Origin of the sequence: Pseudomonas sp. NCCP-436 (genome assembly GCF_019656335.1) — a bacterium.
Taxonomy (GTDB): Bacteria; Pseudomonadota; Gammaproteobacteria; order Pseudomonadales; family Pseudomonadaceae; genus Aquipseudomonas.
Map to the genome: position 1 here is coordinate 43,611 of NZ_BPLZ01000003.1, position 24,730 is coordinate 68,340.

Consider the following 24,730-nt stretch of genomic DNA (forward strand, 5'->3'; position numbering starts at 1 on the left):
AGCTAGGAATAAGTGGCGCAGCGGACGGGACTCGAACCCGCGACCCCCGGCGTGACAGGCCGGTATTCTAACCGACTGAACTACCGCTGCGCGTGACTGCGAGATTGGTGGGTGGTGACGGGATCGAACCGCCGACCCTCTGCTTGTAAGGCAGATGCTCTCCCGGCTGAGCTAACCACCCCATTCACTCTCGAAGTGGGGCGCATTCTAGAGAGCCTCCTGCACCTTGGCAAGCCCCCTTTAAATTTTTTTTCCGCACCGGCAACGACTTAGCGCAAAACGATGAATTTTCCCGCTGCTTGGTGGTCAGGGTTGGCCTGAACCTGCGAGGCGGGAATAATGCGCTCAACCTGCCCGGTGGACGGAATGCGCCCCGCAAGCAGCCTGCCACCTTTCATCCGTCGCGACACGCCACCTTCCTGCAAACCAGGCACAAGGCTAACCCGTCCCGCGACTACCAACACCAATGGAGAGTCATCCGCTCATGTGGTTCCGTAACCTGCTGGTCTACCGTCTCACCCAGGACATCCCCTTTGCTGTCGATGCGCTGGAGGCCGCGCTGGCCGGCAAACCCGCACGCCCCTGCGCCAGTCAGGAATTGACCACCTACGGTTTCAGCGCCCCCTTCGGCAAGGGCGCCGATGCACCATTGGTACACGTCAGCGGTGACTTCCTGCTGCTCAGCACTCGCAAGGAAGAACGCATCCTGCCCGGCTCGGTGGTACGTGACGCACTCAAGGAGAAAGTCGAGGAAATCGAAAACGCACAGATGCGCAAGGTTTACAAGAAGGAGCGCGACCAACTCAAGGACGAAATCGTCCAGTCCTTCCTGCCCCGCGCCTTTATTCGCCGCTCCGCCACCTTCGCCGCCATCGCACCGAAGCAGGGGCTAATTCTCGTGGACAGCGCCAGCGCGAAGAAAGCCGAAGATCTGCTCTCAACCCTGCGCGAGGCCATCGGCTCGCTTCCGGTTCGCCCACTGTCGGTAAAAATCGCTCCAGCCGCCACCCTGACCGACTGGCTGAAAAACCAGCAGGCGGCCGAGGGCTTCTTCGTCCTCGACGAGTGCGAACTACGCGATACTCACGAGGATGGCGGAGTGGTGCGCTGCAAGCGCCAGGATTTGACCGGCGAAGAAATCCAGCTACACCTGTCCACCGGAAAACAAGTCACTCAACTGTCGCTGGCCTGGCAGGACAAGCTGTCCTTCATGCTCGATGACAAACTCACCATCAAGCGCCTGCGCTTCGAAGATATCCTGCAGGAGCAGGCTGAACAGGATGGTGGTGACGATGCTCTGGCCCAGCAGGACGCCAGCTTCACCCTGATGATGATGACCCTGATGGAGTTTCTTCCCGAACTCTTCACGGCCCTTGGCGGTGAAGAGATCCCACAGGCCATTTGACGCTATCGCGTGCGCCCGCCCGCAGGCGGCGCACGCTGTCTCCTCCCGTATATCCCCCCGCACACTCCCTTCCCCCGGCATTATCCGCAGCTTCATACCTGCGCCAGGATCAAGCGCGCCCACCCCAAAAAATACTTTATTTAAACAACAAAAATTCATGGTCTCGTGACTTGATTTCCGAAAAAAGCCAGATAATCTTGTTATTAAAACAACAAATCGAGAGTCCATCGTCATGACCCTACGTATCGCCATCAATGGTTTCGGCCGCATCGGGCGCAACGTTCTGCGCGCCCTCTACACTCAGGACTACCGCAAGCACCTTCAGGTAGTGGCAATCAACGATCTTGGTGACAGCACCCTCAATGCCCATCTGCTGCAATATGACAGCGTGCACGGGCACTTTCCCGAAACGGTGAAGGTGGACGGTGAAAGCCTGTGGGTTCGAGATGACCGCATTGCTGTCAGCGCCATTCGTAATCCGGCCGAACTGCCATGGAAAAACCTGCAGGTCGATGTGGTGCTCGAATGCACCGGCCTGTTCACCGATCGTGCCCAGGCTGCAGCCCACCTGACCGCCGGAGCTCGCAAGGTGTTGATCTCCGCCCCGGCCAAGGGAGCCGATGCCACGGTAGTGTTCGGCGTCAATGAGCAGGTGTTGACCCCGGACATGCAGATCATCTCCAACGCCTCCTGTACCACCAACTGCCTAGCTCCAGTGGCTCAGGTACTGCATCGCGAGCTGGGCATTGAGCAAGGCCTGATGACCACCATCCATGCCTATACCAACGATCAGAACCTGTCCGATGTCTATCACAGCGACCCCTATCGTGCTCGCTCGGCAACCCAGTCGATGATTCCGACCAAGACCGGCGCGGCCGAGGCAGTGGGGCTGGTGCTTCCGGAACTGGCCGGCAAGCTCACCGGCATGGCTGTCCGGGTACCGGTGATCAACGTCTCGCTGGTGGACTTGACCGTGCAGCTCAAGCGCGACACCACCGCGGAAGAAGTCAACGCTCTGCTCAAGGCCGCCAGCGAACAATCCCCGGTTCTCGGCTACAACGCCCTGCCCCTGGTGTCCTGCGACTTCAACCACAATCCACTGTCGTCGATCTTTGATGCCAACCACACCCGCGCCAACGGCCGGCTGCTCAAGGTACTGGCCTGGTATGACAACGAATGGGGCTTCTCCAACCGCATGCTGGACAACTGCCTGGTTCTGGCGCGCCTGAACTGACCCCGGAGGCTCGATGAGTCGTATCAGCTTTACTCGTGCCCAGTTGCCGGCGCGCAAGCGTATTGCTCTGGTGGCTCACGACCACTGTAAGAGCTACCTGCTGGACTGGTGCCAGCGCCAACGCGAACGGCTGGCTCGCCACCAACTGCTTGCCACCGGCACTACTGGTCTGCTGCTGAGCCAGCGCTTGGAACTGCCGGTGGAAAGCATGATCAGCGGCCCGCTCGGCGGTGACCAGCAGATAGGCGCACGCATTGCCGAAAGGCGTGTGGACATGCTGGTGTTCTTCTGGGATCCGTTCGAGCCGCAACCGCACGACCCGGACATCAAGGCTCTTCTGCGCGTGGCGGCAGTCTGGAACATTCCGGTTGCCTGTAACGAGAGCAGCGCCGACTATCTGCTGAGCAGCAGCCTGCTGGAACAGCAGCACGAGTATCGCATCCCCGACTACGAGAGCTATCTGGCCGGCCGGCAATAGCCGGCCCTTGCAGGTACAGATCGCACGATCCCACCACGCCAGAGTTTAGAAATCCACCCGCCCCCGCCCGGCCTTAATCGCTCCCCGCCGGCTCTTGTCAGCGAGCCGGCGCTTTTTCGAGCCAAGAGTGGGTTTGGTAGGACGACGCTTGCGCTCCACGCGGCCGACTTGCCGAATCAGCCCGGCCAAGCGCTCCAGTGCCTCCAGGCGATTCTGCTCCTGGGTGCGAAATTGCTGAGCCTTGATAATCACCACGCCGGCAGCGGTGATCCGGCTGTCAGCCAACGCCAACAAACGCTCCTTGTAAAATGCAGGCAGAGACGAGGCCTGGCTGTCAAAACGCAGATGTACTGCGCTGGCGACCTTGTTGACGTTCTGTCCACCGCTACCCTGTGCCCGGATGGCCGTCAGCTCGATTTCTTCGAGCGGTAGTCGGACACTGTCAGAAACGATCAGCATGCAAATGACCTCAGATACCGCAGAAAACCAAGCATACCGCTGCCTGTAATCTTTGCTTGAAATTTCATCGCGGCACCGCCAATCCGGCTCGGCTAACTTAGCGCTTCGTTTCGCTGCGGAAATTCTTCATGGACTCCATTACTCAGGCAGTGCTTGGTGCCAGCATCCAGGGCGCGCTGCTCGGTCGCTGGCAAGGACGCAAGGCCCTACTCTACGGCGCTCTGCTGGCTACCGTGCCGGATCTCGACGTGGTCATCGAATACGGCGACGCCGTGGCAAATATGACCTATCACCGGGGTTTCAGCCATTCGCTGTTCGTCCTCAGTGGTCTGGCTCTGCTGCTGACCTGGATGGCCAGGCGCTGGCGTCCTCACCCTGGTTACTCAAGTGGGCGATTGCTCCTGACACTCTGGCTGGTGCTGATCACCCACCCCCTGCTGGATGCCTTCACCAGTTATGGCACCCAACTGTTCTGGCCGCTGCCCCCTACACCAACAGCCTGGTCGAGCCTGTTCATCATCGACCCGCTGTACACCCTGCCACTGCTGCTGGCTGTAGTTATCGGCCTGGCCCGGGGGCTACGCGGCGAGCAGGCCTGGCGAGTGCCTGCTGCGGCCCTGGCACTGTCGACGCTGTACATCTGCTTCAGTCTAGCCGGCAAGTTCATGGCCGAGCAGCGTGTCGAACGCGAGCTGGCACGCCTGGGCATCCAGGCCGAGCAGTTGTTCGTCACTCCCACACCATTCAATACCCTGCTCTGGCGGGTGATCGTGCTCGACGGCGAGTACTATCACGAGACTCTGGTCGGCTGGTTCGACCGTCAACCCCCGCAGCTGCTGCGCCTGCCCCGTGGCCTGCACCTACGCGAAGCGCTGGCCGATTCGCCCATGCATGCACGCCTGGACTGGTTTAGCGGCGGAGTACTGCGTTACGACCGAGTTGGCGACAAGCTGATCGCCACGGATCTGCGCCTGGGCATGACCGGTTTCCATCCCTTCCGCTTCGTTTTTGCCCGATTCCACGATGGCCGCTGGCAGAACGCCGCGGCAGTCGAACGCCTCCCCTTCGAACGTGGTGAGCCACAGCAACTGATATTGCTCTTAAAGCGCATCTGGCAGCCGGAACTGAAAGTTCCGCTACTGGCCTGGGCCAGCGAATTGAAAAAACCTTTATCAATTGAGACTCACTCCCACTAGCGAGGTTAACATGGGCATCCCATAGCCGAGGCAGGATGCCCCGCCATGCTGTTCCGCTATTTCGAATCGCTGATCGACGTATTCAAACCCGCGCCAGACGTAACTCCGCCGACGAGCATGCTGCGGTTCTACGGCCACTATCTGAAACAGGTCTGGCCGCTGGTGCTGTTGGTACTGGTAGTCGGCTTCTTTGTCGCCGTAATCGAAGTGGCCCTATTCAGCTTTCTTGGCCGACTGATCGACATGGCCCAGGCCAGTAGTGACGCCGCCAGTTTCTTCACCGAACACCGCAGCGAACTGCTCTGGATGCTCCTAGTGGCACTGCTGATTCGGCCACTGCTGTTCGGCCTGCACAACCTGCTGATCCATCAGACAATCACCCCGGGTCTGACCAACCTGATCCGCTGGCAGAACCATCGCTACGTCCTCAAGCAGAGTCTGGGCTTCTTCCACAGCGATTTTGCCGGCCGAGTCGCCCAACGGGTAATGCAGACCGGTCCGGCACTGCGCGACTCGGCCATGCAGGTGATAGATGCACTCTGGCACGTACTGGTGTACGCCGGCAGCGCCCTGTACCTGTTCGCTGAGGCCGATCTGCGTCTGGTACTGCCGCTGGGACTGTGGATCCTCGGCTACTGCGCGGCACTGTGGTATTTCGTGCCGCGCATCAAGTCACGCTCAGCAGCGGCCTCAGCGGCACGCTCGCGGGTGATGGGCCGGGTAGTCGACGGCTACAGCAACATCGCCACCCTCAAGCTGTTCGCCCATTCCCGGAAGGAAGAAAGCTACACCCGCGAAGCCATGCAGGATTTGCTGGATAAATTCCGTCTGCAGTCCCGTACCATCACGGTTCTGGACTTCCTCATTACCAGCTTCAATGGCGCGCTGATCGTCGGCACTGGCGCCCTGGCTCTGTGGTTGTGGAGTCAGGCACTGATCAACACCGGTGCCATTGCCCTGGCGCTTGGTCTGGTCATCCGCATCAACAACATGGCCGAATGGATCATGTGGGTCGTCAACGGCATCTTCGAGAACGTCGGCACCGTACAGGACGGCATGCAAACCATCGCACGCCCACGCAAGGTGTGCGACCGCGAGGACGCTCAAGCATTGCAGGTGAGCCAAGGCACGGTTCGCCTGGAGAACATCCGCTTTCACTACGGCAAGCAGGATGGGGTGATCAGCGATCTCAGCCTGGCTATCCGTGCAGGCGAGAAGATCGGCCTGGTTGGCCCGTCCGGTGCCGGCAAGTCAACCCTGGTCAACCTGCTGCTGCGCCTCTACGACCTGGAGGGCGGACGCATTCTGATCGACAACCAGGATATTGCCACGGTGACTCAGGAAAGTCTGCGCGCGCACATCGGCGTGGTCACCCAGGACACCGCGTTGCTGCACCGATCGATCCGCGACAATCTGCTCTACGGCAAACCCGGTGCCACCGACGAGGAGCTCTGGGAGGCCGCCCGCAAGGCCCGCGCCGACACCTTCATCCGGCAACTGGACGATGGCCAGGGTGGCCGTGGCCTGGACGCCCAAGTGGGCGAGCGCGGGGTCAAGCTCTCGGGCGGCCAGCGCCAGCGTATCGCCATCGCCCGGGTGCTACTGAAGAACGCCCCGATCCTGGTGCTGGATGAAGCGACTTCGGCGCTGGACTCCGAAGTCGAAGCAGCCATTCAGGAAAGCCTGGACAGCCTGATGGAAGGCAAAACGGTGATCGCCATCGCCCACCGCCTGTCGACCATCGCCCGCATGGACCGACTGGTGGTGATCGATCAGGGGCAGGTAATCGAAAGCGGCAGCCACGCCGAGCTGATAGCCCGTGGCAGTCTGTATGCACGTCTCTGGCGGCACCAGACCGGCGGTTTCGTCGGGATTGAAGATCCTGAGGGAGAAGCCTGAGCCACTGAAGCGCCTCCCGCAGGTATAGAGTGGATGACGCTCTTTTCATCCACCATTGCGAACAGAGCAATGGACGGATGAAGCACCGTCCACCCTACTCCGTTACTCCGCCGCCGGCTTCTTGCGCCTGAGCGGCGCGCTGCCATCGGCGCTGACCAGCGCGGAAGGCTTGCCGGCCGGGCGTGGGCCGGCCTTGCGCTTAGGCGCGGCGGCCTTCTTCGGGTCTTTCTTGTCAGTCTTTTTCTTCTTGCTACCAGCTGCCTTGCCCGATGCCTTGAGGTTCTTCGGCCCCTGATAGAAACCCTTCAGCTCCTTGATGACACGCCGCTCAAAGCGCTGCTTGAGGTAACGCTCGATACTGGACATCAGGTTCCATTCGCTATGAGCAATCAGCGACACCGCCAGGCCCTCGGCACCCGCCCGGCCGGTACGGCCGATGCGGTGCACGTATTCGTCTCCCGAACGCGGCATGTCGAAGTTGATCACCAGATCCAGCCCTTCAACATCCAGCCCGCGCGCGGCCACATCGGTAGCTACCAGCACCCGCACCGCTCCCTGGCGCAGACGCTCGATGGCCAGCTTGCGGTCCTTCTGATCCTTATCGCCATGCAGCACGAAGGCCTTCATGCCGGCAGTCACCAACTTGCCGTAGAGCCGGTCGGCCTGGGCCCGGGTATTGGTGAAAACGATGGCTTTGTCGTACTGCTCGTGACTCAACAGCCACTCGACCATCTGCTCCTTGTGATGGTTATGGTCGGCTGTGATGATTTGCTGACGGGTACCCTCATTAAGCTCGCTGACACTGTTGAGCATCAGGTGCTGCGGATCCTTCAGTACCTGGGCAACCATCGCGCGCAGAGCGCTGCCGCCAGTGGTGGCGGAGAACAGCAGCGTCTGGTGCGGCCTGCAGGCGTCGGCCAGGCGCTGGGCATCCTCGGCAAAGCCCATGTCCAGCATGCGATCGGCCTCGTCGAATACCAACACCTCCACTTCATCCAGAGGCAGGTTGCCCGCATCGGCATGTTCGATCAGACGACCGGGAGTACCGATCAGGATGTCGATCTTGCGCATCAGTGCCGCCTGCACCTTGAAGTCCTCCCCTCCGGTGACCAGCCCGGCCTTAAGGAAGGTGTACTGAGCAAAACGCTCCACTTCCTTCAGGGTCTGCTGCGCCAGTTCACGGGTCGGCAGTAGGATCAGTGCGCGAATGCTCAAGCGCTTACGGGCATTGCCATCACCGAGCAGGCGATGCAGCAGCGGCAACACAAAAGCGGCGGTCTTGCCGCTTCCGGTGCGGGCAATCACCCGTAGATCCCGGCCCTCCAGCGCCGGCGGAATCGCCGCCAGCTGCACCGGAGTCGGCTCGACGAAATCAAGTTCGGCCACGGCCTTGAGCAGGCGTTCATGCAGGGCGAATTGGGCAAACACGGGGATACACCTCGAAGAATCGAAAAAACGCTGCATAGCCTAACGGTTTCTGCTGCCGGAACCGAGCATCTTTGCATGTCCTGCGCCCGGAGCCCCGCCTGCGACAAGTCGCTACTGCCAGGGAAACCCTGGCATGAGCCTCATACTCGCCGATCCGGCATAAGGAGCTGAACCGGCCGAAGTGCTACCCACCGACACGACCTGCTCCGCTCCCCCGTTGCTTTTGCAAAAGCCGGGCGCTATCCCAGCCCACCAGCAGCACAGCCGCCCAAATCGGCAAATAGGTCAGCCATTGCCCGGCATCAAACGCCTCGCCCAGCACCAGCAGTGACACAGCGAACAGCAGCACAGGCTCCAGGTAGCTGAGAATGCCGAACAGCCCCAGCGGCAGCAGTCGACTGGAAGCCATATAGGCCGCAAACGCCAGAGTGCCGATCAGCGCCATGCCAGGCACCAGCAGCCAGAGCACAGAACGTTCGGCAAAGGCATTCTCCGGGCCGAATGCCAGAACCAGCCAGATCGCCAGCGGGGCCAGCATCAGCATTTCCAGGGTAAAACCCGACAGCGCATCCAGACGCATCCAGCGCCGCAGCATGAAGTAAGGTGGGTAGCCCAGTGCGGTAACCAGAGTCAGCCAGGAAAACGCCTGGGTACGCCACAGCTCATGCAGCACGCCAAGCGCCGCACACGTGACTGCCAGCGTCTGCAGCGGACGCAGACGCTCGCCATAAAACAGTCGGCCGGTCAGCACCATAGCCAACGGCAGCAGGAAGTAGCCCATGGAAACTTCCAGCATGTGACCGGTCAACGGCGCCCAGACGAACAGCCCCCACTGCAGACCGATCAGAGCAGCCGCCACCGGACAGGCCGCCAGCAGCAGCGGCTCACGCGCCAGTCGCCGGAAACTTTCGCGCAACTGCGTCGTCTGTCGGGCCAGCAGCACCAGCAGAAGTACCAGCGGAATCGACCAGAGCACACGTTGGGCGAACACCTGCACACCATCAAGCGGCGTCAGCCAGCGAACATAGCCGGGCATGGTGGCAAACAGCAGTGAAGCACCAACGGAAAGGGCTACACCACGCCCGGACAGTTGCATCAGCGTACTCCTGCAATCGACGATGGCTTGCGCCCCAGATGCACCAGCGGCAAAGACAGAATGATCACTGCGCCACCAATGGCCAGACGCAGTAGATCGGCATCCCGATTCCAGATCAACAGGTTGACCAGCAACCCGGCCGGAACCAGTGCATTATTCATGACCGCCAGAGTGCCACCGTCGACCAGACTGCCCCCCCGGTTCCACCAATACAGTCCCAGCCCAGAGGCCACTATCCCGAGCCAGAGCAGCACCCCCCACTGCAGCGCGGAGCTTGGCATTCGCTGTTCGTCACCAAGCAGCAGGTAGGCCGGCAAAGCGATCAAGAGCGCGCCCAGATAGAAGAATCCGAAACGGCGATACTGCGGCTCTGACGAGGGGTACCAACTCAACAGATGCTTGTACAGCACCTGCCCGGCAGCAAAGGTGAAGTTGGCCAGTTGCAGCAGCAAGAAGCCCAGCAGAAAGCCGCTGCTGATACCGTCATAACGAATGATGCCGGCCCCCAGCACTGCTACGGTCGCCGCCAGCAGCGACCAGGGATTGAAGTGGCGATTGAGCGCATCCTCGATCAAGGTCACGTGCAGAGGCGTGAGGATGGTGAATAGCAGCACCTCCGGGACGGTCAGCACTGAGAAGCTCAGGTACAAACAAACATAAGTGATGCCGAACTGCAGCGCACCGATCAGCAGCATGCCTCGGACGAAGGCCGCCGGATGACCTCGCCAGCGCGTCAGAGGCAGGAACAGCAAGCCGGCAATGACGATGCGCGTCAGCACCGCAAAGTAGCTGTCAACCTGGCCAGCCAGGTACTCGCCGATAAGGCTGAAGGAAAAGGCCCATAGCAGTGTAACGATCAGGAGATAGCGCATGGTCACCTCGGAGACTGGCGGCGACCTTAGCGCGTTCGTCACAGGCACACAATCGACAGCAGGCATCAGGGACGGCCCGTTCGGCAAGTCCGTCGCCAACGGGCACGCTCATGTCGATCCGGTGCGTGTTGCAGCGACCGGGCAGGCCTGCGAATGAAAACGGAGGCACGCCTGCCGTAACGCAGACTCAGGCCACCTCGGCCAGTCGAGCACGGGCCTGGGCCAGCCCCTTCTCACTGAACTCACCGCCCATGTTCAGCCCTTCGGCATGGATGAACTGCACGTCATGGATGCCGATGAAGGCCAGAGCCTGGCGCAAGTAGGGTTCCTGATGATCCAGCGCACTGCCAGCGTAGATACCACCACGGGCTGTCAGAACGAAAGCGCGCTTGCCGTTCAGCAGCCCCTGCGGGCCGGTCTCCGTGTACTTGAAGGTAATGCCGGCACGCAGTACATGATCCAGCCAGGCCTTCAGCGTGCTGGGAATGGAAAAGTTGTACATGGGCGCGGCCAGCACCAGCACATCAGCCACCAGCAGCTCCTCGGTAAGCTGATTGGAGCGTGCCAGCGCCGCCTTCTCAGCCTCACTCTGCTGCTCGCTGGGGGTCATCCAGCCTCCGAGCAGAGTGGCGTCCAGGTGCGGCACCGGCTCAGCGGCCAGGTCACGCAGCTGGATCTGATCGGCAGGGTTCGCGGCCTGCCAGTTGGTGATGAATTGACGGGTCAGCTCGCGTGAAACCGAACCCTGTTGACGGGCACTGCTTTCAATAACCAAGACACGGGACATAGTCAGGACTCCATTGATGAAAGGGATCAATGGAGCCAAGGCTAAAGTCTTAATACTCGATAAAAAAGCGAAACTTTTCGCCTAAATCTATCGAACAAGTTGATTTGTCAGCTCCCCAGAACTAGGCTGTACCTACTTCAGGCCACACTCCAGACTGATGCGCAGACGAATCACACTGCGAGTGAACTTGACCACCATATTGCTGCTGGCCCCCGCTTCCAGCACTGCCCGGCGGGTTCGCGGCGCTTCCGGACCGTTGCGGAATATGGCTGTGCATTCCGCAGCGCTCTGGCCATAGTTATATAGCCGCAGAGCAGCGATGTTGTGGTCTATCTCCTGGGTCGTGGCCGACAGTTCGGCGCCATTGAGCTGCCGCTCCAGTTCGATCGGGTAGGCATAGGCCCCCAGAGGCAGACAGGCGAACAACAGGCAGATTATTTTTTTCATCAGTGCTCTCCTCCGCGAGGCACCAGTGTAACAGGCCGTCTGCCCCGGCGACGAGGCAGTGGCAGGCAGCCCGAGCATCGGGACTCTCCATGCAGGCAGGAAAATGAGATGAAGGCACCTCGCGTAACCCTGGATCAATGGCGAACCCTGCAAGCCGTGGTGGATCAGGGCGGTTTCGCCCAGGCCGCCGAAGTCCTGCATCGCTCTCAATCCTCTGTCAGCTACACCGTGGCGCGCATGCAGGAGCAGCTAGGCGTTCCGCTTCTGCGTATCGACGGACGCAAGGCTGTACTCACCGAGGCTGGCGAAGTGCTGCTACGTCGCTCGCGGCATCTGGTCAAACAGGCCAGTCAACTGGAAGACCTGGCACACCACATGGAGCAAGGCTGGGAAGCGGAAGTCCGGCTGGTGGTGGACGCCGCCTACCCTACTGCCAACATTGTCCGAGCCCTCAGTGCCTTCATGCCGCAGAGCCGCGGATGCCGTGTGCGCCTACGCGAAGAGGTGCTTTCCGGGGTCGAGGAAGTTCTGCTCGAAGGTACTGCGGATCTGGCCATCAGTGCCCTGAATATTACCGGCCACCTCGGTATCGAACTGAGCGAGGTGGAATTCATCGCTGTCGCCCATCCCGAACACCCGCTGCACCGCCTGCAGCGCGAGCTGAGCTTCCAGGATCTGGAAAGCCAGATGCAGGTGGTCACGCGCGATAGCGGCCGTCTGCAGCCACGCGACGCCGGCTGGCTCGGTGCCGAACAGCGCTGGACCGTCGGCAGCCTGCCCACCGCGCGTACCTTTGTCAGCAATGGCCTGGGCTTTGCCTGGCTGCCGAGCCACCTGATCGCCCGGGAACTGCAGGAAGGCCTGCTCAAGCCCCTGCCGATAGCACAGGGGGCCGTCCGCCGGCCGCGCTTCTTCCTCTACAGCAACAAGGATCGCGTGCTCGGCCCGGCTACGCAGATACTCATCGAGCTGATCAAGAGCTTCGATGGCACGCTGCTGGATGTTCCCTTCGCCGCTCCGCAGTCCTCCATCTGAGCCGCGCACCATGCCCTATTTCGACCACGATGGCTGCCGCCTGCACTATCAGGAACAGGGTCAAGGCGAACCGCTCCTGCTGCTCCACGGATTGGGCTCAAGCATCCGCGACTGGGAATACCAGATTCCGGTGTTCAGCCATCACTACCGGGTCATCGCTCTCGACGTGCGCGGCCACGGACACTCGGACAAACCGCGCGGCGCTTACCGCATCGCCACCTTTGCCGCCGATGCAGCCGCCCTGATCAAACACCTGCAACTGCCCCCCGTGCATCTGCTCGGCATATCCATGGGCGGCATGATCGCCTTCCAGCTTGCAGTCGATCACCCGGAGCTGCTACGCAGCTTGAGCGTGGTCAACAGCGCCCCCGAAGTCAGGGCCCGCAAACTGCGCGAACATCTGGAAATTTCCCGACGGCGAATTCTGGCCCGCGTAATGAGCCTGGAAACCCTGGCCCGTGCGCTCGGCAAGTTGCTGTTCCCCCATCCCGAGCAGGCCGAACTGCGTCGCAAGGTAGAACAACGCTGGCCACAGAACGACAAGCGCGCCTACCTGGCCAGCCTTGACGCCATCATCGGCTGGAGCGTGCAGGAACACCTGCAGCGCATCACCTGTCCTACTCTGGTGATCAGCGCCGACCGTGATTACACCCCGGTCGAGCGCAAGCGCGAGTACGTGACGAGACTGCCAAACGCGCGCTTGCTGGTGATCGAAAATTCGCGCCACGCCACACCGCTGGATCAACCGGAACGCTTCAATAGCGCCCTGCTCGCCTTTCTCGGCGGGCTCGAAATCACTGCCAACAAGGAAAACTGACCATCATGCTCAAGCAACTCGCGATTGCCACTGGCGCCCTGCTGCTCTCGACCACCCTGCTGGCGGCCGATAACCCCAGAGTGCTGCTGACCACCAGCCTCGGCGAAGTGGAAGTGGAACTGGCCGCCGACAAGGCACCGATCAGCACGCAGAACTTTCTCAAGTACGTGGACAGCGGCTTCTATGCCGGCACCCAGTTCCACCGCGTGATCCCCGGTTTCATGATCCAGGGCGGAGGTTTCGACGCGAACATGCGGCAGAAGGAAACCGATGCTCCGATCAAGAACGAGGCCGATAACGGCCTGCATAACGTTCGTGGCACCCTGGCCATGGCCCGCACCCAGGTACGCGACTCAGCCACCAGCCAATTCTTCATCAACCACAAGGACAATGCCTTCCTCGACCACGGTAGCCGCGACTTTGGCTATGCCGTTTTTGGCAAGGTGATACGCGGCATGGATGTGGTTGACCGGATCGCCCAGGTTCCCACCGGTACCTACGGCATGCATCGTGACGTGCCACGCGAGCCGGTGCTGATTCTCGAAGCCAAGCGGGTAGAGTAATACCGGAAGCAAAAAAGCCGACCTTAATGGTCGGCTTTTTCGTTTAGGCCAGTGCTACGGCAAAACCGGGCTCACTTCTCGACGAAGGCGCGCTCGATCAGGTAGTCGCCCGGCTCACGCATGCGCGGGGAGATTTTCAGGCCGAAGCTGTCGAGCACCTGGCTGGTCTCTTCCAGCATGCTCGGGCTACCACAGATCATCGCCCGATCGTCCTGCGGATTAATGGGTGGCAGACCAATGTCCTCGAACAGCTTGCCGCTACGCATCAGGTCGGTCAGACGGCCCTGGTTTTCGAACGGCTCGCGGGTCACGGTCGGATAGTAGATCAGCTTTTCCTTCACCGCGTCGCCAAAGTATTCGTTCTTCGGCAGATGCTCGGTGATGAACTCGCGATAGGCCACTTCGTTTACGTAGCGTACGCCGTGCACCAGGATCACCTTCTCGAAGCGCTCATAGGTTTCCGGATCCTGAATCACGCTCATGAAGGGCGCCAAGCCGGTGCCGGTGCTCAGCAGGTACAGGTGCTTGCCCGGGTTGAGATCGTCGAGCACCAAAGTGCCGGTGGGCTTCTTGCTGATGATGATCTCGTCGCCTTCCTTCAGGTGCTGCAACTGCGAAGTCAGCGGGCCGTCCGGCACCTTGATGCTGAAGAACTCAAGAGTTTCTTCCCAATTCGGGCTGGCAATGGAATACGCACGCATCAGCGGGCGGCCATCAGGCTGGCGCAGACCGATCATCACGAACTGGCCGTTCTCGAAGCGCAGGCCCGGGTCGCGGGTGCACTTGAAGCTGAACAGGGTATCGTTCCAGTGGTGGACGCTGAGCACACGCTCGACGTTCATATTGCTCATGATGACTTCCTCGGAAAGCTCGGGCACCGGTAGGCGCGATTGCGCGGCATTCTAATTGCACCGACAATATCTGTTAAGTGGGTTATCACGATATAGGTTATCGGTTATATCGATATGCGATTTACTCTCAGACAGCTCCAGGTGTTCGTCGCCGTGGCACAGCAAGAAAGCGTTTCCCGTGCGGCCGAATCCCTCGCACTGTCACAGTCGGCCACCAGCACCGCGCTGACCGAACTGGAGCGCCAGTCCAACTGCCTGCTGTTCGACCGTGTCGGCAAGCGCCTGAGCCTCAACGCGCTCGGCCACCAGTTGCTGCCACAGGCCGTGGCCCTGCTCGACCAGGCCCGGGAAATCGAGCGCCTGCTGGGCGGCAAGAGCAGCTTCGGCTCGCTCAACCTGGGGGCGACCCTGACCGTAGGCAACTACCTGGCGACGCTGCTGATCGGCGAGTTCATGCAGGCACATCCCGAATGCCGGGTCAGCCTGCATGTTCGCAACACCGCACACATCGTCCACCAGATCGCCCATTACGAACTTGATCTGGGTCTAATCGAAGGTGATTGCCAGCATCCGGACATCGAGGTGCAGCCCTGGGTAGAAGACGAGCTGACAGTGTTCTGCGCCCCCCAGCATCCGCTGGCCAGCCGGGGCACCGCCACACTGGAGGAACTCGCCCGGGAGGCCTGGATTCTGCGCGAGCAGGGCTCGGGTACGCGCCTGACCTTCGACCAGGCCATGCGCCATCATCCCTATGGTCTGAATATCCGCCTGGAGCTGGAACACACTGAGGCCATCAAGCGTGCAGTGGAATCCGGTCTGGGGATCAGCTGTATTTCCCGCCTGGCCCTGCGCGATGCCTTCCGCCGCGGTAGCCTGGTACCAGTGAGCACACCCGAACTGGATCTGCGCCGGCAGTTCTACTTCATCTGGCATCGGCAGAAATACCGAACCTCGGCCATGCGCGAATTCCTCGAACGCTGCCGGGCTCTGACTGCCGGGGTCAGCCGCAGCGACCAGATCGTTCTGCCCCCGGTAGTCTGAGGCACCTCTCGCTCACTGGGAGGGAATCGACTCCATCTGCTGGAGCAGAAGGGCTGCCTGGGTTCGTGTGCGCACCCCTAGCTTTCGGAAGATCGCCGTGACATGAGCCTTGACGGTCGCCTCGGAAACGCTCAGCTCGTAGGCAATCTGTTTGTTCAGCAGGCCTTCGCAGACCATGGTCAACACCCGAAACTGCTGCGGTGTCAGGCTGGCCAACCCGGCACTGGCAGCCAGCGCCTCATCCGACACTGGCGGGCTCTCCTCAGCCGACTGCGGCCACCAGGTGTCACCGTCGAGAACCTGGCGAACCGCCTGCTGGATCACTTCCAGTGAGCTTGACTTGGGAATGAAGCCACTGGCACCGAACTCGCGGGAACGATTGACTACCGAGGCTTCTTCCTGGGCAGAAATCATTACCACCGGGATCTGCGGATACTGTCCGCGCAACAGCACAAGCCCGGAAAAGCCATAGGCGCCGGGCATATTCAGATCCAGCAGTACCAGATCCCAGTCGCTCTTATCGGCCAGGCAGGCCTCCAGTTCAGCGATGCTGGCGGCTTCCACCAGCCGTACCTGGGGCCCCAACCCCAAGGTCAGGGCCTGTTGCAGGGCACTGCGAAACAGAGGGTGATCATCGGCAATCAGGATTTCGTATGCGGCCATTGGCGGATCCTGTTTTTGTTATCAATGCACTGGAGTGAGTATGGCAGTGCTCGGGTTGCCCGCTATCCGTTCAGGCCCGCTCGTTGAAACCGCAGGTGCCCCACACGGATCGATGGCGGCGCCCAGCATGCCGAGCGATGCCGGGGTGGTCAAGCTCAATGCTTTGCGGCACGATGCGCTGCTTTATCCGTCGAGAGATTGCAATGCCAAGCCAAGCCCTGCGAGCCGACCTGCTGATGCTGATCACCGCGATGATCTGGGGCAGCGTCTTCGTCGCCCAGCAACTGGGTATGGAGAACATCGGTCCGTTCCTTTATTCCGGACTGCGTTTCGCGCTCGCCAGCCTGGTACTGATCCCAGTTATCCTGCTGATGCAGCGCGGCAGTCGGCAGCCGCGCCCGGCGCCCAGCCGCGGCCTGCTGCTGGGAGGCATCATCATGGGTCTGGCCTTGGCCATCGGGATCAACCTGCAGCAGGTCGGCCTGCTGTTCACCACGGTCACCAACTCCGGCTTCATCACTGGGCTGTACGTGATCGTGGTGCCGCTGCTCGGTCTGTTCATTGGCCAGCGCAGCGGCCTGGGAATCTGGCTGGGCGCCAGCCTGGCCGTGGTCGGCATGTTCCTGCTCAGTGTCGGTGAAGGCTTCACGGTAGCCTCCGGTGACTGGCTGCAACTGGCTGGCGCCTTCGTCTGGGGCCTCCATGTGCTGCTGGTGGGCTTCTTCGCCAGCCGACACGATCCACTGCGCCTGGCACTGGTTCAGTTCATCACCTGTGCAGTGGTGAGCCTGGCGTTGGCGCTACTGCTTGAAAGCACAACGCTCGACGGCATTCTCGCCGCAGCTCCGGCCATCCTTTATGGCGGCATCTTTGGAGTTGCAATCGGCTTTACCCTACAAGTCATCGCCCAGCAACACGCGATCGCCTCACATGCGGCCATCATCCTATCGCTGGAAGCGGTGTTTGCCGCTATCGCCGGCGCCTGGCTGCTCGGCGAATCGCTGCCGATGCGCGGCTACCTGGGCTGCGCACTGATGTTCGCCGGCATGCTGCTGGCCCAACTGTGGCCAAATCCTGCGGCCAAAGTACTCAGCGGTAAAGCTGCAGACGCTGATGCAGCGCGTCGCTGAGATCCAGTGGCAGACGCCGCTTGGCCGCCAGGTAGTGCTGACTGAAAGCATCCAGGTAGTCATCCAGCGCTGCACCGGCATGGCTGTCGCCGGCCAGCTCCAGGCACAACGCCGCCACCTCGGCGGTGCACAAATGCTCACCACGGGTGGAGCGTCGCAGACGATAGCGTGACAGTTGCGCCGGCGTCAGACTAAGCACCGGTAGCGAGTCCAGATAAGGACTCTTGCGGAACATCTTGCGCGCCTCTGTCCAGGTGGCATCGAGCAGTACGAACAGCGGCTTGCGCCCGGGCTGCGGCGCTACCGTCTCCACTACCCGCGAAGGCGAGGCGTATTCACCCGGAAAAACCAGGTAGGGCTGCCACTGCGGATCACCCAGTAGCTCCAGCAGCGCCGGATCGACCGCTGTGCGCGCCCAGCCGAAGGCATGGGTCGCTGCGATCACGTCGGCAATCAGCCAGCCGGTATTGCTGGGCTTGAGCGCCTCGATGTCGTGCATCAGCAGGCACACTCCTACCGTGCTCGACACCCGCGGGCGCCAGGCACACAGGCAGTGACTCGGCTGAATCCGGCAATGCGGACAGCGCTCGGCCCGGGAACCGCGGGCGACAAAGGGTTTCAGGCTGCGCGCCAGGCGCTCTGCGCGCAGACGGGCGACGGCATGGGGGACTGGCTGGGTCATCGGGAACGGCGGCTGCAGACGGGCGCCCAGTCTATCACCCTGCGCCCGGTTGCCGCTGGCCTCCACCCGGAAAAGCGCTAGACTGCTGCCCGGCCATCGCGCCGAGCCGGCGGCAACACGGCTCGTGCATCGACAGCGGAGACGAAACAATCACCCTACGGCCCTGTCCAACCCTCGTCCATCTTTTCCGGAGTCCGATGACATGCAGCGCTACATTCTTCCCGCTCTCCTGTGCAGCCTTCTGCTTCCGGCAGCCCAGGCCGCTTCACTAAAAGAGCTGGAGCTGACCCGCACCCTGGAGCAGGTGGCCCGGCAAAGCAGTGAAGGTACGCCGCGAGCAATCAACGAGGATATTCTCGATCAGGGCTATACCGTCGAAGGGCATACCCTGGTCAACCATCTGAGCGTGCGCGAAGCTCACGCCGCACAGATGCGCGGCCATCCTGACGCAGTGCGTGCGCAGCTGGCCGCCAGTGTCTGCAGCAACCCGGGCTATCGCAACCTGCTAAGCCAGGGAGCTCAGCTGCGCTACCAGTTCAGCGAATACCGCAGCAACCGCCCGGTCACCGTGGAAGTATTCGAGCGCAGCGACTGCGGCCTCTAAGGTCGCAGCCCCTCCCTCTTCAGCGCAGGACGCGCGGATCGCCCTGCCCTGCCAGGGCAGCACATTCTTCAGCGCTTAACCATGCCTCCACGGCAACGCCCAGCAGCTCGGCGGCATGCTGCAGCACATGCGCCCAACTGCAGCCATTGGCGAACAGCATGCCGGCTTCGTCGAAGGTACCGCCGCGGTTGCGATAGCCCAGTACACGGCAATTGTCGGCATTGCCCAGCACTGCTGCCAGATGTCCGGCAGCCACTTCCGGACGCATGTGAGTCAGCAGTACACGCTTCGGCCAAGCTTCCGGGAACAGTGCTTCGCACTGCTGGGCGGAGGCCAGGCTGGCTGCCTCCCAGCTGTCGCGCGGCTGGCGGAAGCGCCCGGGCTCCTGCAGGTAGACCAGTCGCCAGGACACCCCCTGCTCAGTCAAACGGGCAGCAGCCCGACACATCTCACTCAACTGGTAGCTGCCACTGGCGACCAGCAGCAACGGCTCGCCCTCGCCATACCCATCAATCAGCAGCGCGCCATCGCGAGCCAGTTGCCGGGCCTGATCGGCACTGAAGAAGGCCGGCTGCTCACGCTTGGCCACCACCAGACAGGCCAGCCGGCCACGCTCCTCGTAGATGCCGGGCAGCAGCGCCAGCAGCGAGTTATGATCGGCCGGCAGCAGCACCCGCATGACATCGTGCATTTCACCAAGCAGGGCTTCGCAGAAGGTGGTGTCCTGATGCGACTGCTGATTCTTGCCGTTCTCCCAGGTGTGCGATGTGGCCACCAGCGGCCAGCCCAGCCATCCTGCCGGGCGTCCCGCCTCTTTCTGCTGGCGGGCGAATATCAGGCTCTGGCGCACCGCACCCAGCATCTTTACGCAGAAAGCCTCATAGCTGGCCACCAGATTCAGGCCAGCCTGGTTGGCCAGACAGGCAGAGACCACCGCTTCTTCGTTGAGCGCCGTGATCACCGCACCATGCACCGACTCCAGTTCGCTCTCCGGCTCGCAAACCCGGTGACGCAGGGCCGCCAGCACACCACTGAGGCGGTTACTGGCCAGTTCGTCCGGATTGCCAACCCGGGGCCGCAACTGCGGGTTGGCCCGCACCAGATCGACAAAATAGCGATCCAGCGCGCTCATCGGTGAGCAGCGCAAGTCATGGAAATGCAGCTCCGGCTGTACCGGCAGCGGCGGCTGTCGCACAGCCAACGGGTTGTCCCGCTCCGGCAAACGAGCCGAGCGAGCGGAAAACATCTGGCAGGCCTCGGCCAAAACCTGCGGCTCCACCCACAGGGCAGCAGCATGCTGGTTGAACAGCTCCCGCGCCTGCGCATTATTCGCCGGGCTGGCCGGAAGCGGCAGGTTGTGAGCAGCATTACTGCCTGCGCCGTAGAAGCCATAGCCCTTGACCGTTTCAGCAATGCCGTAGGGTATCGGCAGTGGGTAGCTGAGCAATTGCCGATTCAACTCGTCGACTCTCCGCTCCAGGCGCTGCTCCATTTCCCACAGGGCACAGACGAACGCGGCCGGGTCGCGCCCATCGAAGGTCAGCGGATCGAAACCGCAGCCACGCAGGTGGCGGCGGAAGCCTTCCACCCCTTCCAGAGTGCCCAGCTCGGTACGCTGTTCAATACGTCGGCCGTTGGCGATCATTACCGGCAGCGCCACGCCGCAGTCCTCGGCCCGCCACCAGCGGGGCATCCAGTCGCTGCCCCGCTGCTCCTCTGCAGCTCCATCGGAAAGGAAAGCCACGAGCTTTTCCCCCGGCAACGGCAGATGGGCATACTGCAACTCGGCAAAGCCCAGGTAGCCGCCTTCGGCAATGCCGCCGGCAGTATGCGGGTTGACATGACTGCCCAGCGGCACGCCGGCGCTGCCGTCAGGCGCCTGAGCGTAGCTGTAGAAGTCCGCCACCAGGCGACTCATACCGGCCTCGTCACAACTGTAGCGGGCGACCTGCTCCGGATGCTGGTTGGCAGTCAGCAGGTTGAGCGCCTCTATAGCGGCCACGCAGTGCCCTTGCCCCATCAGCCAGCCACGGGTCTCACCGGTCAGGGCATTGAGCGCCAGGTAGCCGGCATAGGCCGGTACCATGTTCAGCGCCCCGCCAGTGTGCCCCTCGGGAATCTCCTTGAAGTCTTCGGGCTGTAGTGGCTTGCCGTCGAGGCGAACGCGCTGCGCATAGGTCATGTGCACCACCAGCCAGAGCCCGGCCGCCGTCAATACATCCAGCGCCCGCAACAGTCGATAGACACTAGGCAGATCCGGCTGCCGGCCTCCCTGCACCAGCTGATGAGCAAGGCGGTAAACCGCCGCCGCACTCTGCGGACTATGCTGAACGGGGCCATGGCCTCGTTGCCACAAGGCAAACTCGGGACAATCCTGAGCATGACGGGCCAAGGTGGCGACATCGGGCAGTAGCTGGGTCATCGGCACTCTCCTGAACAATCCCTGCTAGTCTAGCCTGCCGAAAAAAGTAGCTCCTGACCTGCATCAAGACCTCCCGGTCCCTGATGCAGCAGACTCACAGCTTACTCATGACAAGGATACCTATATGGCCTTGCTTACCTTTATTGGCGCTGTCCAGCAGGTCACTGGTTCCTGCTATCTGATCGAAAGCCGCCAGGGTGCCAAGGTGCTGCTGGAGTGCGGCATGCATCAGGGCCGCCGCGAACAGCAGGAACTCAACCGGTCTTCCTTTCCCTTCGCCCCGCGTGAGTTGGACGCAGTGGTCATCTCCCACGCCCACCTCGACCACAGCGGTCTGCTACCGCGCCTGGCAGCAGAAGGTTATCGCGGGCCGATCCATGCCACCGAGGCCAGTTGCGAGCTGCTTGAGCTGATGCTGCTCGACTCGGCTTTTCTCCAGGAAAAGGACGCCGAATGGGAGAACCGCTGGCGAGCCCGCCAAGGCAAACCAGCGATTACCCCACTGTACACTACCGCCCATGCCGAGCAGGCACTCAGCCAGCGGCAGCCCCTGGCTTATGGCAAAACGCAGGAAGTGGCACCCGGAGTGCGGCTGACCTTGCACAACGCCGGGCACATTCTCGGCTCGGCCATCGTGGAATTACAGGTAGACGACCGTCGCCTGGTATTCTCCGGTGACCTTGGCAACACCTGCTCGCCGTTGATGCAGCCCCCGGCACGTCTGAGCGAAGCTGATGTAGTGCTGATGGAGTCCACTTACGGCGACCGCGACCACCGCAGCAGCGAGGACACACTGGAGCAACTGGCGGCAATCCTGCAGCAGGCGCACGAGGAAGGCGGCAACGTGCTGATCCCCTCGTTCGCAGTGGGGCGCAGCCAGGATCTGATCTACTACCTCGGTCGCTTCTACCAGGAAGGCCGACTGCCCCAGCAGGCCGTGTTCCTCGACAGCCCGATGGCCATTCGCGCCAACGCCATCTACAGCCATTTCCATCACCAGTTCGCCGAGCAGGATCGAGCGGCCCTTGCGGCCAGGTGCGTTCGGCGGATCGAGGACTGGCTGCCGGTCCTGCGCTGCACACCGACCGCCGAGGATTCGATGGCGATCAACCGGATCAGGAGCGGCGCGATCATCATCGCCGGCGCCGGCATGTGCAACGGCGGGCGTATCGTCCACCATTTCAAGCACAACCTCTGGCGCGAGAACTGCCACCTGATCTTCCCGGGGTTCCAGGCTCGGGGCACCCTGGGCCGGCAGATAGTCGATGGCGCCGACATGGTCAAGGTGCTGCACCAGCGCATCGCCGTGAAGGCCACGGTTCACACTCTCGGCGGCTTTTCCGCCCATGCCGGCCAGTCGCAACTGCTGGAGTGGGCGGGCAACTTCGCCCACCGCCCGGAGCTTCATCTGGTGCATGGCGAACTGGAGAAGATGCAGGCTCTGCAGGAAGCGCTGCGCAAACGCTTCGACTGGCACGCACACATTCCCGAGCCGGGCGAACGCATCGCCCTCTAAAGCAACGCCGGATACGTCCGCAGCTGTCTGACTGTGGCAAGCTCTGCAGATCAACGCCCGGATGCCGTCATCGCACCGGGCACACCTTGTGTGTTGCGAACAGGAGAGCCTGCATGCCCTACAATGCGGACGACTATCTGAACCGCCATGTCCGGCCCGGCGACACTGAGCTGAGTAGCAAGCTTGATGAACTGCTACGGCTGGCGAGCCCTGCTGGCAGCCCCAACCAGCCGCTGTACCGGGAGATGCTCACCACGGTCCTGCACATGGCCCAGGCCGACCGCAACCGCTGGGACGCCAAGATCATGCTGCAGACTCTGCGCGAAATGGAGCATTCCTTCAGCCTGCTAGAGCGGCTCAAGCGCCGACGCAAGGTTACGGTATTCGGCTCGGCACGCACGCCGGTCGACCACCCGCTGTACCACCAGGCCCGCACGCTGGGCGCTCTGCTGGCAAAACGCGAGCTGATGGTGATCACTGGCGCCGGCGGAGGCATCATGGCTGCCGCACACGAAGGTGCCGGAGTAGAGAACAGCCTGGGCTTCAATATCACCCTGCCCTTCGAGCAGAACGCCAACCCGGTAGTACGCGGCAGCCATCACCTGCTGTCGTTTCACTTCTTCTTCCTGCGCAAACTGTTCTTCGTCAAGGAAGCCGACGCCCTGGTGCTCTGCCCGGGTGGTTTCGGCACCCTAGACGAAGCCCTTGAAGTGCTGACACTGATGCAGACGGGCAAAAGCCCGCTGGTCCCCGTGATACTGCTCGACGAACCCGGCGGCAGTTACTGGGAAGATGCTCTGGGCTTTATTCGCCGGCAACTGGCCGACAATGCCTACATCCTGTCCAGCGACCTCAACCTGATGCGCCTGGTCTACAGCGCCGAAGAAGCCGTCGAGGAGATCGCCCGTTTCTATCGCAACGTCCACTCCAGTCGCTGGCTTAACGAATATTTCGTCATTCGCCTCAACCACCCGCTTAGCGAGGCAGCGCTGACCAGTCTGCACAAGGACTTCGCCAGTCTTTGCAAGAAGGAAGGCTTCATCCAGCGTCCGGCCTTCGAGCAGGAACAGGACGAGCCGGAACTGCTCGGCCTGCCGCGCCTGGCCTTCGCCTTCAACGGCCGAGATTACGGACGTCTGCGGGGCCTGCTGGACGTGCTTAACGAGCCGCAGAACTGGGCCGGCTGAGTTGTTCTCGGGTGAAGTCATTTCCGCAGGATCACGCCGTCTCGCCAGCGGAGGTCTCCATGACCGATACCTGACATAGAATGACTCTATCGAGCATGACCGGCGGCTGAACTTTCGCCAGACCGGCGAAGTCGGTATGGTCGCGCGCATCCATCTCCCAGGAGCCCCATATGCCTGCAGTCCCTGTCCTCTCTGGCCCGCAATACCTGCGAGAAGGTCTGAAACTGGTACTCAGCCCCGGCTTGCGGCTGTTCGTCCTGCTACCTCTGGCGGTCAACCTGATCCTCTTCGCCACGCTGATCGGTTTTGCCGTCCAGCAGTTCAGCGGCTGGGTTCACACCTTCATGCCGACTCTGCCGAACTGGCTGGGTTTTCTCGAATACCTGCTCTGGCCGCTGTTCGTGGCGCTGGTGATCCTGATGGTGTTCTTCACCTTCACCCTGCTGGCCAACCTGATTGCTGCACCTTTCAACGGTTTTCTTGCCGAAAAGGTAGAGGTGGTGGCGCGTGGCGAGGATCACTTCCCACCATTTAGCTGGGCCGAATTGCTGGCCATGGTGCCACGCACCATGGGCCGAGAGATGCGCAAGCTGGCCTACTTTCTGCCAAGAGCAATCGGCCTGCTGATCCTCAGCTTTATCCCGGTGGTAAATCTGCTGGCGGCACCGCTATGGCTGCTGTTCGGCGTGTGGATGATGGCCGTGCAGTACATCGACTATCCAGCGGACAACAACAAGATGAGCTGGCCCGACATGCTCGCCTGGTTGCGCGAAAAACGCTGGCAGAGCCTGAGCTTCGGCGGCATCACCTACGCCGCCCTGCTGGTACCGGGGCTGAATGTCCTGATGATGCCGGCGGCGGTGGCCGGCGCGACCTTGTTCTGGGTGCGTGAACGCGGCGAACAACGACTCACCTGAC

Annotated in this window: 24 protein-coding genes and 2 tRNA genes; 14 read left to right on the top strand and 12 right to left on the bottom strand. The window is 61.7% G+C overall.

Annotation, left to right across the window (positions count from 1 at the left end; genetic code table 11):
• Positions 1-13: 13 nt before the first annotated feature.
• Both NCCP436_RS04220 and NCCP436_RS04225 read right to left on the bottom strand, forming a co-directional pair.
• Positions 14-90 (bottom strand) — tRNA-Asp (locus NCCP436_RS04220).
• Between the two features lie 15 nt (positions 91-105).
• Positions 106-181: transfer RNA gene (locus NCCP436_RS04225), tRNA-Val, on the bottom strand.
• Positions 182-484: 303 nt separating this feature from the next.
• Between NCCP436_RS04225 and rdgC the strand changes: the two genes are divergently transcribed.
• The 3 genes from rdgC to NCCP436_RS04240 all read left to right on the top strand — a co-directional run bounded on the left by rdgC (position 485) and on the right by NCCP436_RS04240 (position 3,117).
• Positions 485-1,405, top strand: a complete 921-nt coding sequence (gene rdgC / locus NCCP436_RS04230; protein WP_220802551.1) for a recombination-associated protein RdgC — start codon at positions 485-487, stop codon at positions 1,403-1,405.
• 232 nt (positions 1,406-1,637) lie between these two features.
• Positions 1,638-2,639 (top strand): type I glyceraldehyde-3-phosphate dehydrogenase, encoded by a 1,002-nt coding sequence (gap, locus tag NCCP436_RS04235; protein ID WP_220802552.1) that lies wholly within the window; start codon positions 1,638-1,640, stop codon positions 2,637-2,639.
• Positions 2,640-2,652: 13 nt separating this feature from the next.
• Complete coding sequence (locus NCCP436_RS04240) at positions 2,653-3,117, top strand: methylglyoxal synthase (RefSeq protein ID WP_220802553.1); 465 nt, start codon at positions 2,653-2,655, stop codon at positions 3,115-3,117.
• Positions 3,118-3,162: 45 nt separating this feature from the next.
• On the opposite strand, the gene arfB is transcribed toward NCCP436_RS04240, so the two are convergent.
• Positions 3,163-3,576, bottom strand: coding sequence for an alternative ribosome rescue aminoacyl-tRNA hydrolase ArfB (gene arfB / locus NCCP436_RS04245; protein WP_220802554.1), 414 nt, complete (start codon positions 3,574-3,576; stop codon positions 3,163-3,165).
• A gap of 128 nt (positions 3,577-3,704) precedes the next feature.
• Between arfB and NCCP436_RS04250 the strand changes: the two genes are divergently transcribed.
• On the top strand, positions 3,705-4,772 hold the full coding sequence (locus tag NCCP436_RS04250) for a metal-dependent hydrolase (protein ID WP_220802555.1): 1,068 nt from the start codon (positions 3,705-3,707) through the stop codon (positions 4,770-4,772).
• Positions 4,773-4,817: 45 nt separating this feature from the next.
• Positions 4,818-6,671, top strand: a complete 1,854-nt coding sequence (locus tag NCCP436_RS04255; protein WP_220802556.1) for an ABC transporter ATP-binding protein — start codon at positions 4,818-4,820, stop codon at positions 6,669-6,671.
• Between the two features lie 102 nt (positions 6,672-6,773).
• Here the strand turns inward: NCCP436_RS04255 and NCCP436_RS04260 are convergent, their stop codons facing one another.
• The 5 genes from NCCP436_RS04260 to NCCP436_RS04280 all read right to left on the bottom strand — a co-directional run bounded on the left by NCCP436_RS04260 (position 6,774) and on the right by NCCP436_RS04280 (position 11,301).
• Positions 6,774-8,099, bottom strand: coding sequence for a DEAD/DEAH box helicase (locus NCCP436_RS04260; protein ID WP_220802557.1), 1,326 nt, complete (start codon positions 8,097-8,099; stop codon positions 6,774-6,776).
• Positions 8,100-8,283: 184 nt separating this feature from the next.
• Entirely contained in the window at positions 8,284-9,195 is a 912-nt protein-coding gene (rarD, locus tag NCCP436_RS04265) for an EamA family transporter RarD (protein WP_220802558.1), read from the bottom strand.
• Complete coding sequence (locus NCCP436_RS04270; RefSeq protein ID WP_220802559.1) at positions 9,195-10,067, bottom strand: carboxylate/amino acid/amine transporter; 873 nt, start codon at positions 10,065-10,067, stop codon at positions 9,195-9,197. Before NCCP436_RS04270 ends, rarD begins: the two co-directional genes overlap by 1 nt.
• A 187-nt stretch (positions 10,068-10,254) precedes the next feature.
• Complete coding sequence (locus NCCP436_RS04275; RefSeq protein WP_220802560.1) at positions 10,255-10,854, bottom strand: FMN-dependent NADH-azoreductase; 600 nt, start codon at positions 10,852-10,854, stop codon at positions 10,255-10,257.
• 132 nt (positions 10,855-10,986) lie between these two features.
• Positions 10,987-11,301 (bottom strand): 3-phosphoglycerate kinase, encoded by a 315-nt coding sequence (locus NCCP436_RS04280; protein WP_220802561.1) that lies wholly within the window; start codon positions 11,299-11,301, stop codon positions 10,987-10,989.
• Positions 11,302-11,409: 108 nt separating this feature from the next.
• Between NCCP436_RS04280 and NCCP436_RS04285 the strand changes: the two genes are divergently transcribed.
• Genes NCCP436_RS04285 through NCCP436_RS04295 form a run of 3 tightly spaced genes read left to right on the top strand, consistent with a single transcriptional unit; the run spans position 11,410 to position 13,716 of the window.
• Entirely contained in the window at positions 11,410-12,336 is a 927-nt protein-coding gene (locus NCCP436_RS04285; protein ID WP_220802562.1) for a LysR family transcriptional regulator, read from the top strand.
• Positions 12,337-12,346: 10 nt separating this feature from the next.
• Positions 12,347-13,153, top strand: coding sequence for an alpha/beta fold hydrolase (locus NCCP436_RS04290; RefSeq protein WP_220802563.1), 807 nt, complete (start codon positions 12,347-12,349; stop codon positions 13,151-13,153).
• A 5-nt stretch (positions 13,154-13,158) separates the two neighbouring features.
• A complete protein-coding gene (locus NCCP436_RS04295) occupies positions 13,159-13,716 on the top strand; it encodes a peptidylprolyl isomerase (protein ID WP_220802564.1) in 558 nt (185 codons plus the stop codon).
• Positions 13,717-13,787: 71 nt separating this feature from the next.
• Here NCCP436_RS04295 and fpr read toward each other — a convergent pair whose 3' ends face one another.
• Positions 13,788-14,567 carry a ferredoxin-NADP reductase gene (gene fpr, locus NCCP436_RS04300; protein WP_220802565.1) on the bottom strand — a complete coding sequence of 260 codons (780 nt, stop codon included), beginning with the start codon at positions 14,565-14,567 and terminating at the stop codon, positions 13,788-13,790.
• A gap of 114 nt (positions 14,568-14,681) precedes the next feature.
• On the opposite strand from fpr, the gene NCCP436_RS04305 reads away from it, so the two are divergent.
• Positions 14,682-15,608 (top strand): LysR family transcriptional regulator, encoded by a 927-nt coding sequence (locus NCCP436_RS04305; protein ID WP_220802566.1) that lies wholly within the window; start codon positions 14,682-14,684, stop codon positions 15,606-15,608.
• A gap of 12 nt (positions 15,609-15,620) precedes the next feature.
• On the opposite strand, the gene erdR is transcribed toward NCCP436_RS04305, so the two are convergent.
• Positions 15,621-16,271 carry a response regulator transcription factor ErdR gene (erdR, locus tag NCCP436_RS04310; protein WP_220802567.1) on the bottom strand — a complete coding sequence of 217 codons (651 nt, stop codon included), beginning with the start codon at positions 16,269-16,271 and terminating at the stop codon, positions 15,621-15,623.
• A gap of 203 nt (positions 16,272-16,474) precedes the next feature.
• Here erdR and NCCP436_RS04315 point away from each other — a divergent pair, with 203 nt between their 5' ends.
• Positions 16,475-17,401 carry a DMT family transporter gene (locus NCCP436_RS04315; RefSeq protein ID WP_220802568.1) on the top strand — a complete coding sequence of 309 codons (927 nt, stop codon included), beginning with the start codon at positions 16,475-16,477 and terminating at the stop codon, positions 17,399-17,401.
• Here NCCP436_RS04315 and NCCP436_RS04320 read toward each other — a convergent pair.
• Positions 17,361-18,083, bottom strand: coding sequence for a tRNA-uridine aminocarboxypropyltransferase (locus NCCP436_RS04320; protein ID WP_220802569.1), 723 nt, complete (start codon positions 18,081-18,083; stop codon positions 17,361-17,363). The two genes, NCCP436_RS04315 and NCCP436_RS04320, sit on opposite strands and share 41 nt — an antisense overlap.
• A gap of 202 nt (positions 18,084-18,285) precedes the next feature.
• On the opposite strand from NCCP436_RS04320, the gene NCCP436_RS04325 reads away from it, so the two are divergent.
• On the top strand, positions 18,286-18,687 hold the full coding sequence (locus NCCP436_RS04325) for a quorum-sensing-regulated virulence factor family protein (protein ID WP_220802570.1): 402 nt from the start codon (positions 18,286-18,288) through the stop codon (positions 18,685-18,687).
• 19 nt (positions 18,688-18,706) lie between these two features.
• Here the strand turns inward: NCCP436_RS04325 and NCCP436_RS04330 are convergent, their stop codons facing one another.
• Positions 18,707-21,109, bottom strand: coding sequence for a xylulose 5-phosphate 3-epimerase (locus tag NCCP436_RS04330; protein ID WP_220802571.1), 2,403 nt, complete (start codon positions 21,107-21,109; stop codon positions 18,707-18,709).
• A gap of 124 nt (positions 21,110-21,233) precedes the next feature.
• Here NCCP436_RS04330 and NCCP436_RS04335 point away from each other — a divergent pair, with 124 nt between their 5' ends.
• The 3 genes from NCCP436_RS04335 (at position 21,234) to cysZ (ending at position 24,729) form a co-directional block, all read left to right on the top strand.
• Positions 21,234-22,625 (top strand): MBL fold metallo-hydrolase RNA specificity domain-containing protein, encoded by a 1,392-nt coding sequence (locus NCCP436_RS04335; protein ID WP_220802572.1) that lies wholly within the window; start codon positions 21,234-21,236, stop codon positions 22,623-22,625.
• Positions 22,626-22,738: 113 nt separating this feature from the next.
• Positions 22,739-23,812, top strand: a complete 1,074-nt coding sequence (locus NCCP436_RS04340; protein ID WP_220802573.1) for an LOG family protein — start codon at positions 22,739-22,741, stop codon at positions 23,810-23,812.
• Positions 23,813-23,982: 170 nt separating this feature from the next.
• Entirely contained in the window at positions 23,983-24,729 is a 747-nt protein-coding gene (gene cysZ / locus NCCP436_RS04345; RefSeq protein ID WP_220802574.1) for a sulfate transporter CysZ, read from the top strand.
• Position 24,730 lies beyond the last annotated feature (1 nt).

Excerpts from the sequence above, each read along its gene's own strand:
- rdgC (WP_220802551.1), top strand. The coding sequence starts at position 485 with ATGTGGTTCCGTAACCTGCTGGTCTACCGTCTCACCCAGGACATCCCC.
- gap (WP_220802552.1), top strand. The coding sequence starts at position 1,638 with ATGACCCTACGTATCGCCATCAATGGTTTCGGCCGCATCGGGCGCAAC.
- NCCP436_RS04240 (WP_220802553.1), top strand. The coding sequence starts at position 2,653 with ATGAGTCGTATCAGCTTTACTCGTGCCCAGTTGCCGGCGCGCAAGCGT.
- arfB (WP_220802554.1), bottom strand. The coding sequence starts at position 3,576 with ATGCTGATCGTTTCTGACAGTGTCCGACTACCGCTCGAAGAAATCGAG.
- NCCP436_RS04250 (WP_220802555.1), top strand. The coding sequence starts at position 3,705 with ATGGACTCCATTACTCAGGCAGTGCTTGGTGCCAGCATCCAGGGCGCG.
- NCCP436_RS04255 (WP_220802556.1), top strand. The coding sequence starts at position 4,818 with ATGCTGTTCCGCTATTTCGAATCGCTGATCGACGTATTCAAACCCGCG.
- rarD (WP_220802558.1), bottom strand. The coding sequence starts at position 9,195 with ATGCAACTGTCCGGGCGTGGTGTAGCCCTTTCCGTTGGTGCTTCACTG.
- NCCP436_RS04270 (WP_220802559.1), bottom strand. The coding sequence starts at position 10,067 with ATGCGCTATCTCCTGATCGTTACACTGCTATGGGCCTTTTCCTTCAGC.
- NCCP436_RS04275 (WP_220802560.1), bottom strand. The coding sequence starts at position 10,854 with ATGTCCCGTGTCTTGGTTATTGAAAGCAGTGCCCGTCAACAGGGTTCG.
- NCCP436_RS04280 (WP_220802561.1), bottom strand. The coding sequence starts at position 11,301 with ATGAAAAAAATAATCTGCCTGTTGTTCGCCTGTCTGCCTCTGGGGGCC.
- NCCP436_RS04285 (WP_220802562.1), top strand. The coding sequence starts at position 11,410 with ATGAAGGCACCTCGCGTAACCCTGGATCAATGGCGAACCCTGCAAGCC.
- NCCP436_RS04290 (WP_220802563.1), top strand. The coding sequence starts at position 12,347 with ATGCCCTATTTCGACCACGATGGCTGCCGCCTGCACTATCAGGAACAG.
- NCCP436_RS04295 (WP_220802564.1), top strand. The coding sequence starts at position 13,159 with ATGCTCAAGCAACTCGCGATTGCCACTGGCGCCCTGCTGCTCTCGACC.
- fpr (WP_220802565.1), bottom strand. The coding sequence starts at position 14,567 with ATGAGCAATATGAACGTCGAGCGTGTGCTCAGCGTCCACCACTGGAAC.
- NCCP436_RS04305 (WP_220802566.1), top strand. The coding sequence starts at position 14,682 with ATGCGATTTACTCTCAGACAGCTCCAGGTGTTCGTCGCCGTGGCACAG.
- erdR (WP_220802567.1), bottom strand. The coding sequence starts at position 16,271 with ATGGCCGCATACGAAATCCTGATTGCCGATGATCACCCTCTGTTTCGC.
- NCCP436_RS04315 (WP_220802568.1), top strand. The coding sequence starts at position 16,475 with ATGCCAAGCCAAGCCCTGCGAGCCGACCTGCTGATGCTGATCACCGCG.
- NCCP436_RS04320 (WP_220802569.1), bottom strand. The coding sequence starts at position 18,083 with ATGACCCAGCCAGTCCCCCATGCCGTCGCCCGTCTGCGCGCAGAGCGC.
- NCCP436_RS04325 (WP_220802570.1), top strand. The coding sequence starts at position 18,286 with ATGCAGCGCTACATTCTTCCCGCTCTCCTGTGCAGCCTTCTGCTTCCG.
- NCCP436_RS04330 (WP_220802571.1), bottom strand. The coding sequence starts at position 21,109 with ATGACCCAGCTACTGCCCGATGTCGCCACCTTGGCCCGTCATGCTCAG.
- NCCP436_RS04335 (WP_220802572.1), top strand. The coding sequence starts at position 21,234 with ATGGCCTTGCTTACCTTTATTGGCGCTGTCCAGCAGGTCACTGGTTCC.
- NCCP436_RS04340 (WP_220802573.1), top strand. The coding sequence starts at position 22,739 with ATGCCCTACAATGCGGACGACTATCTGAACCGCCATGTCCGGCCCGGC.
- cysZ (WP_220802574.1), top strand. The coding sequence starts at position 23,983 with ATGCCTGCAGTCCCTGTCCTCTCTGGCCCGCAATACCTGCGAGAAGGT.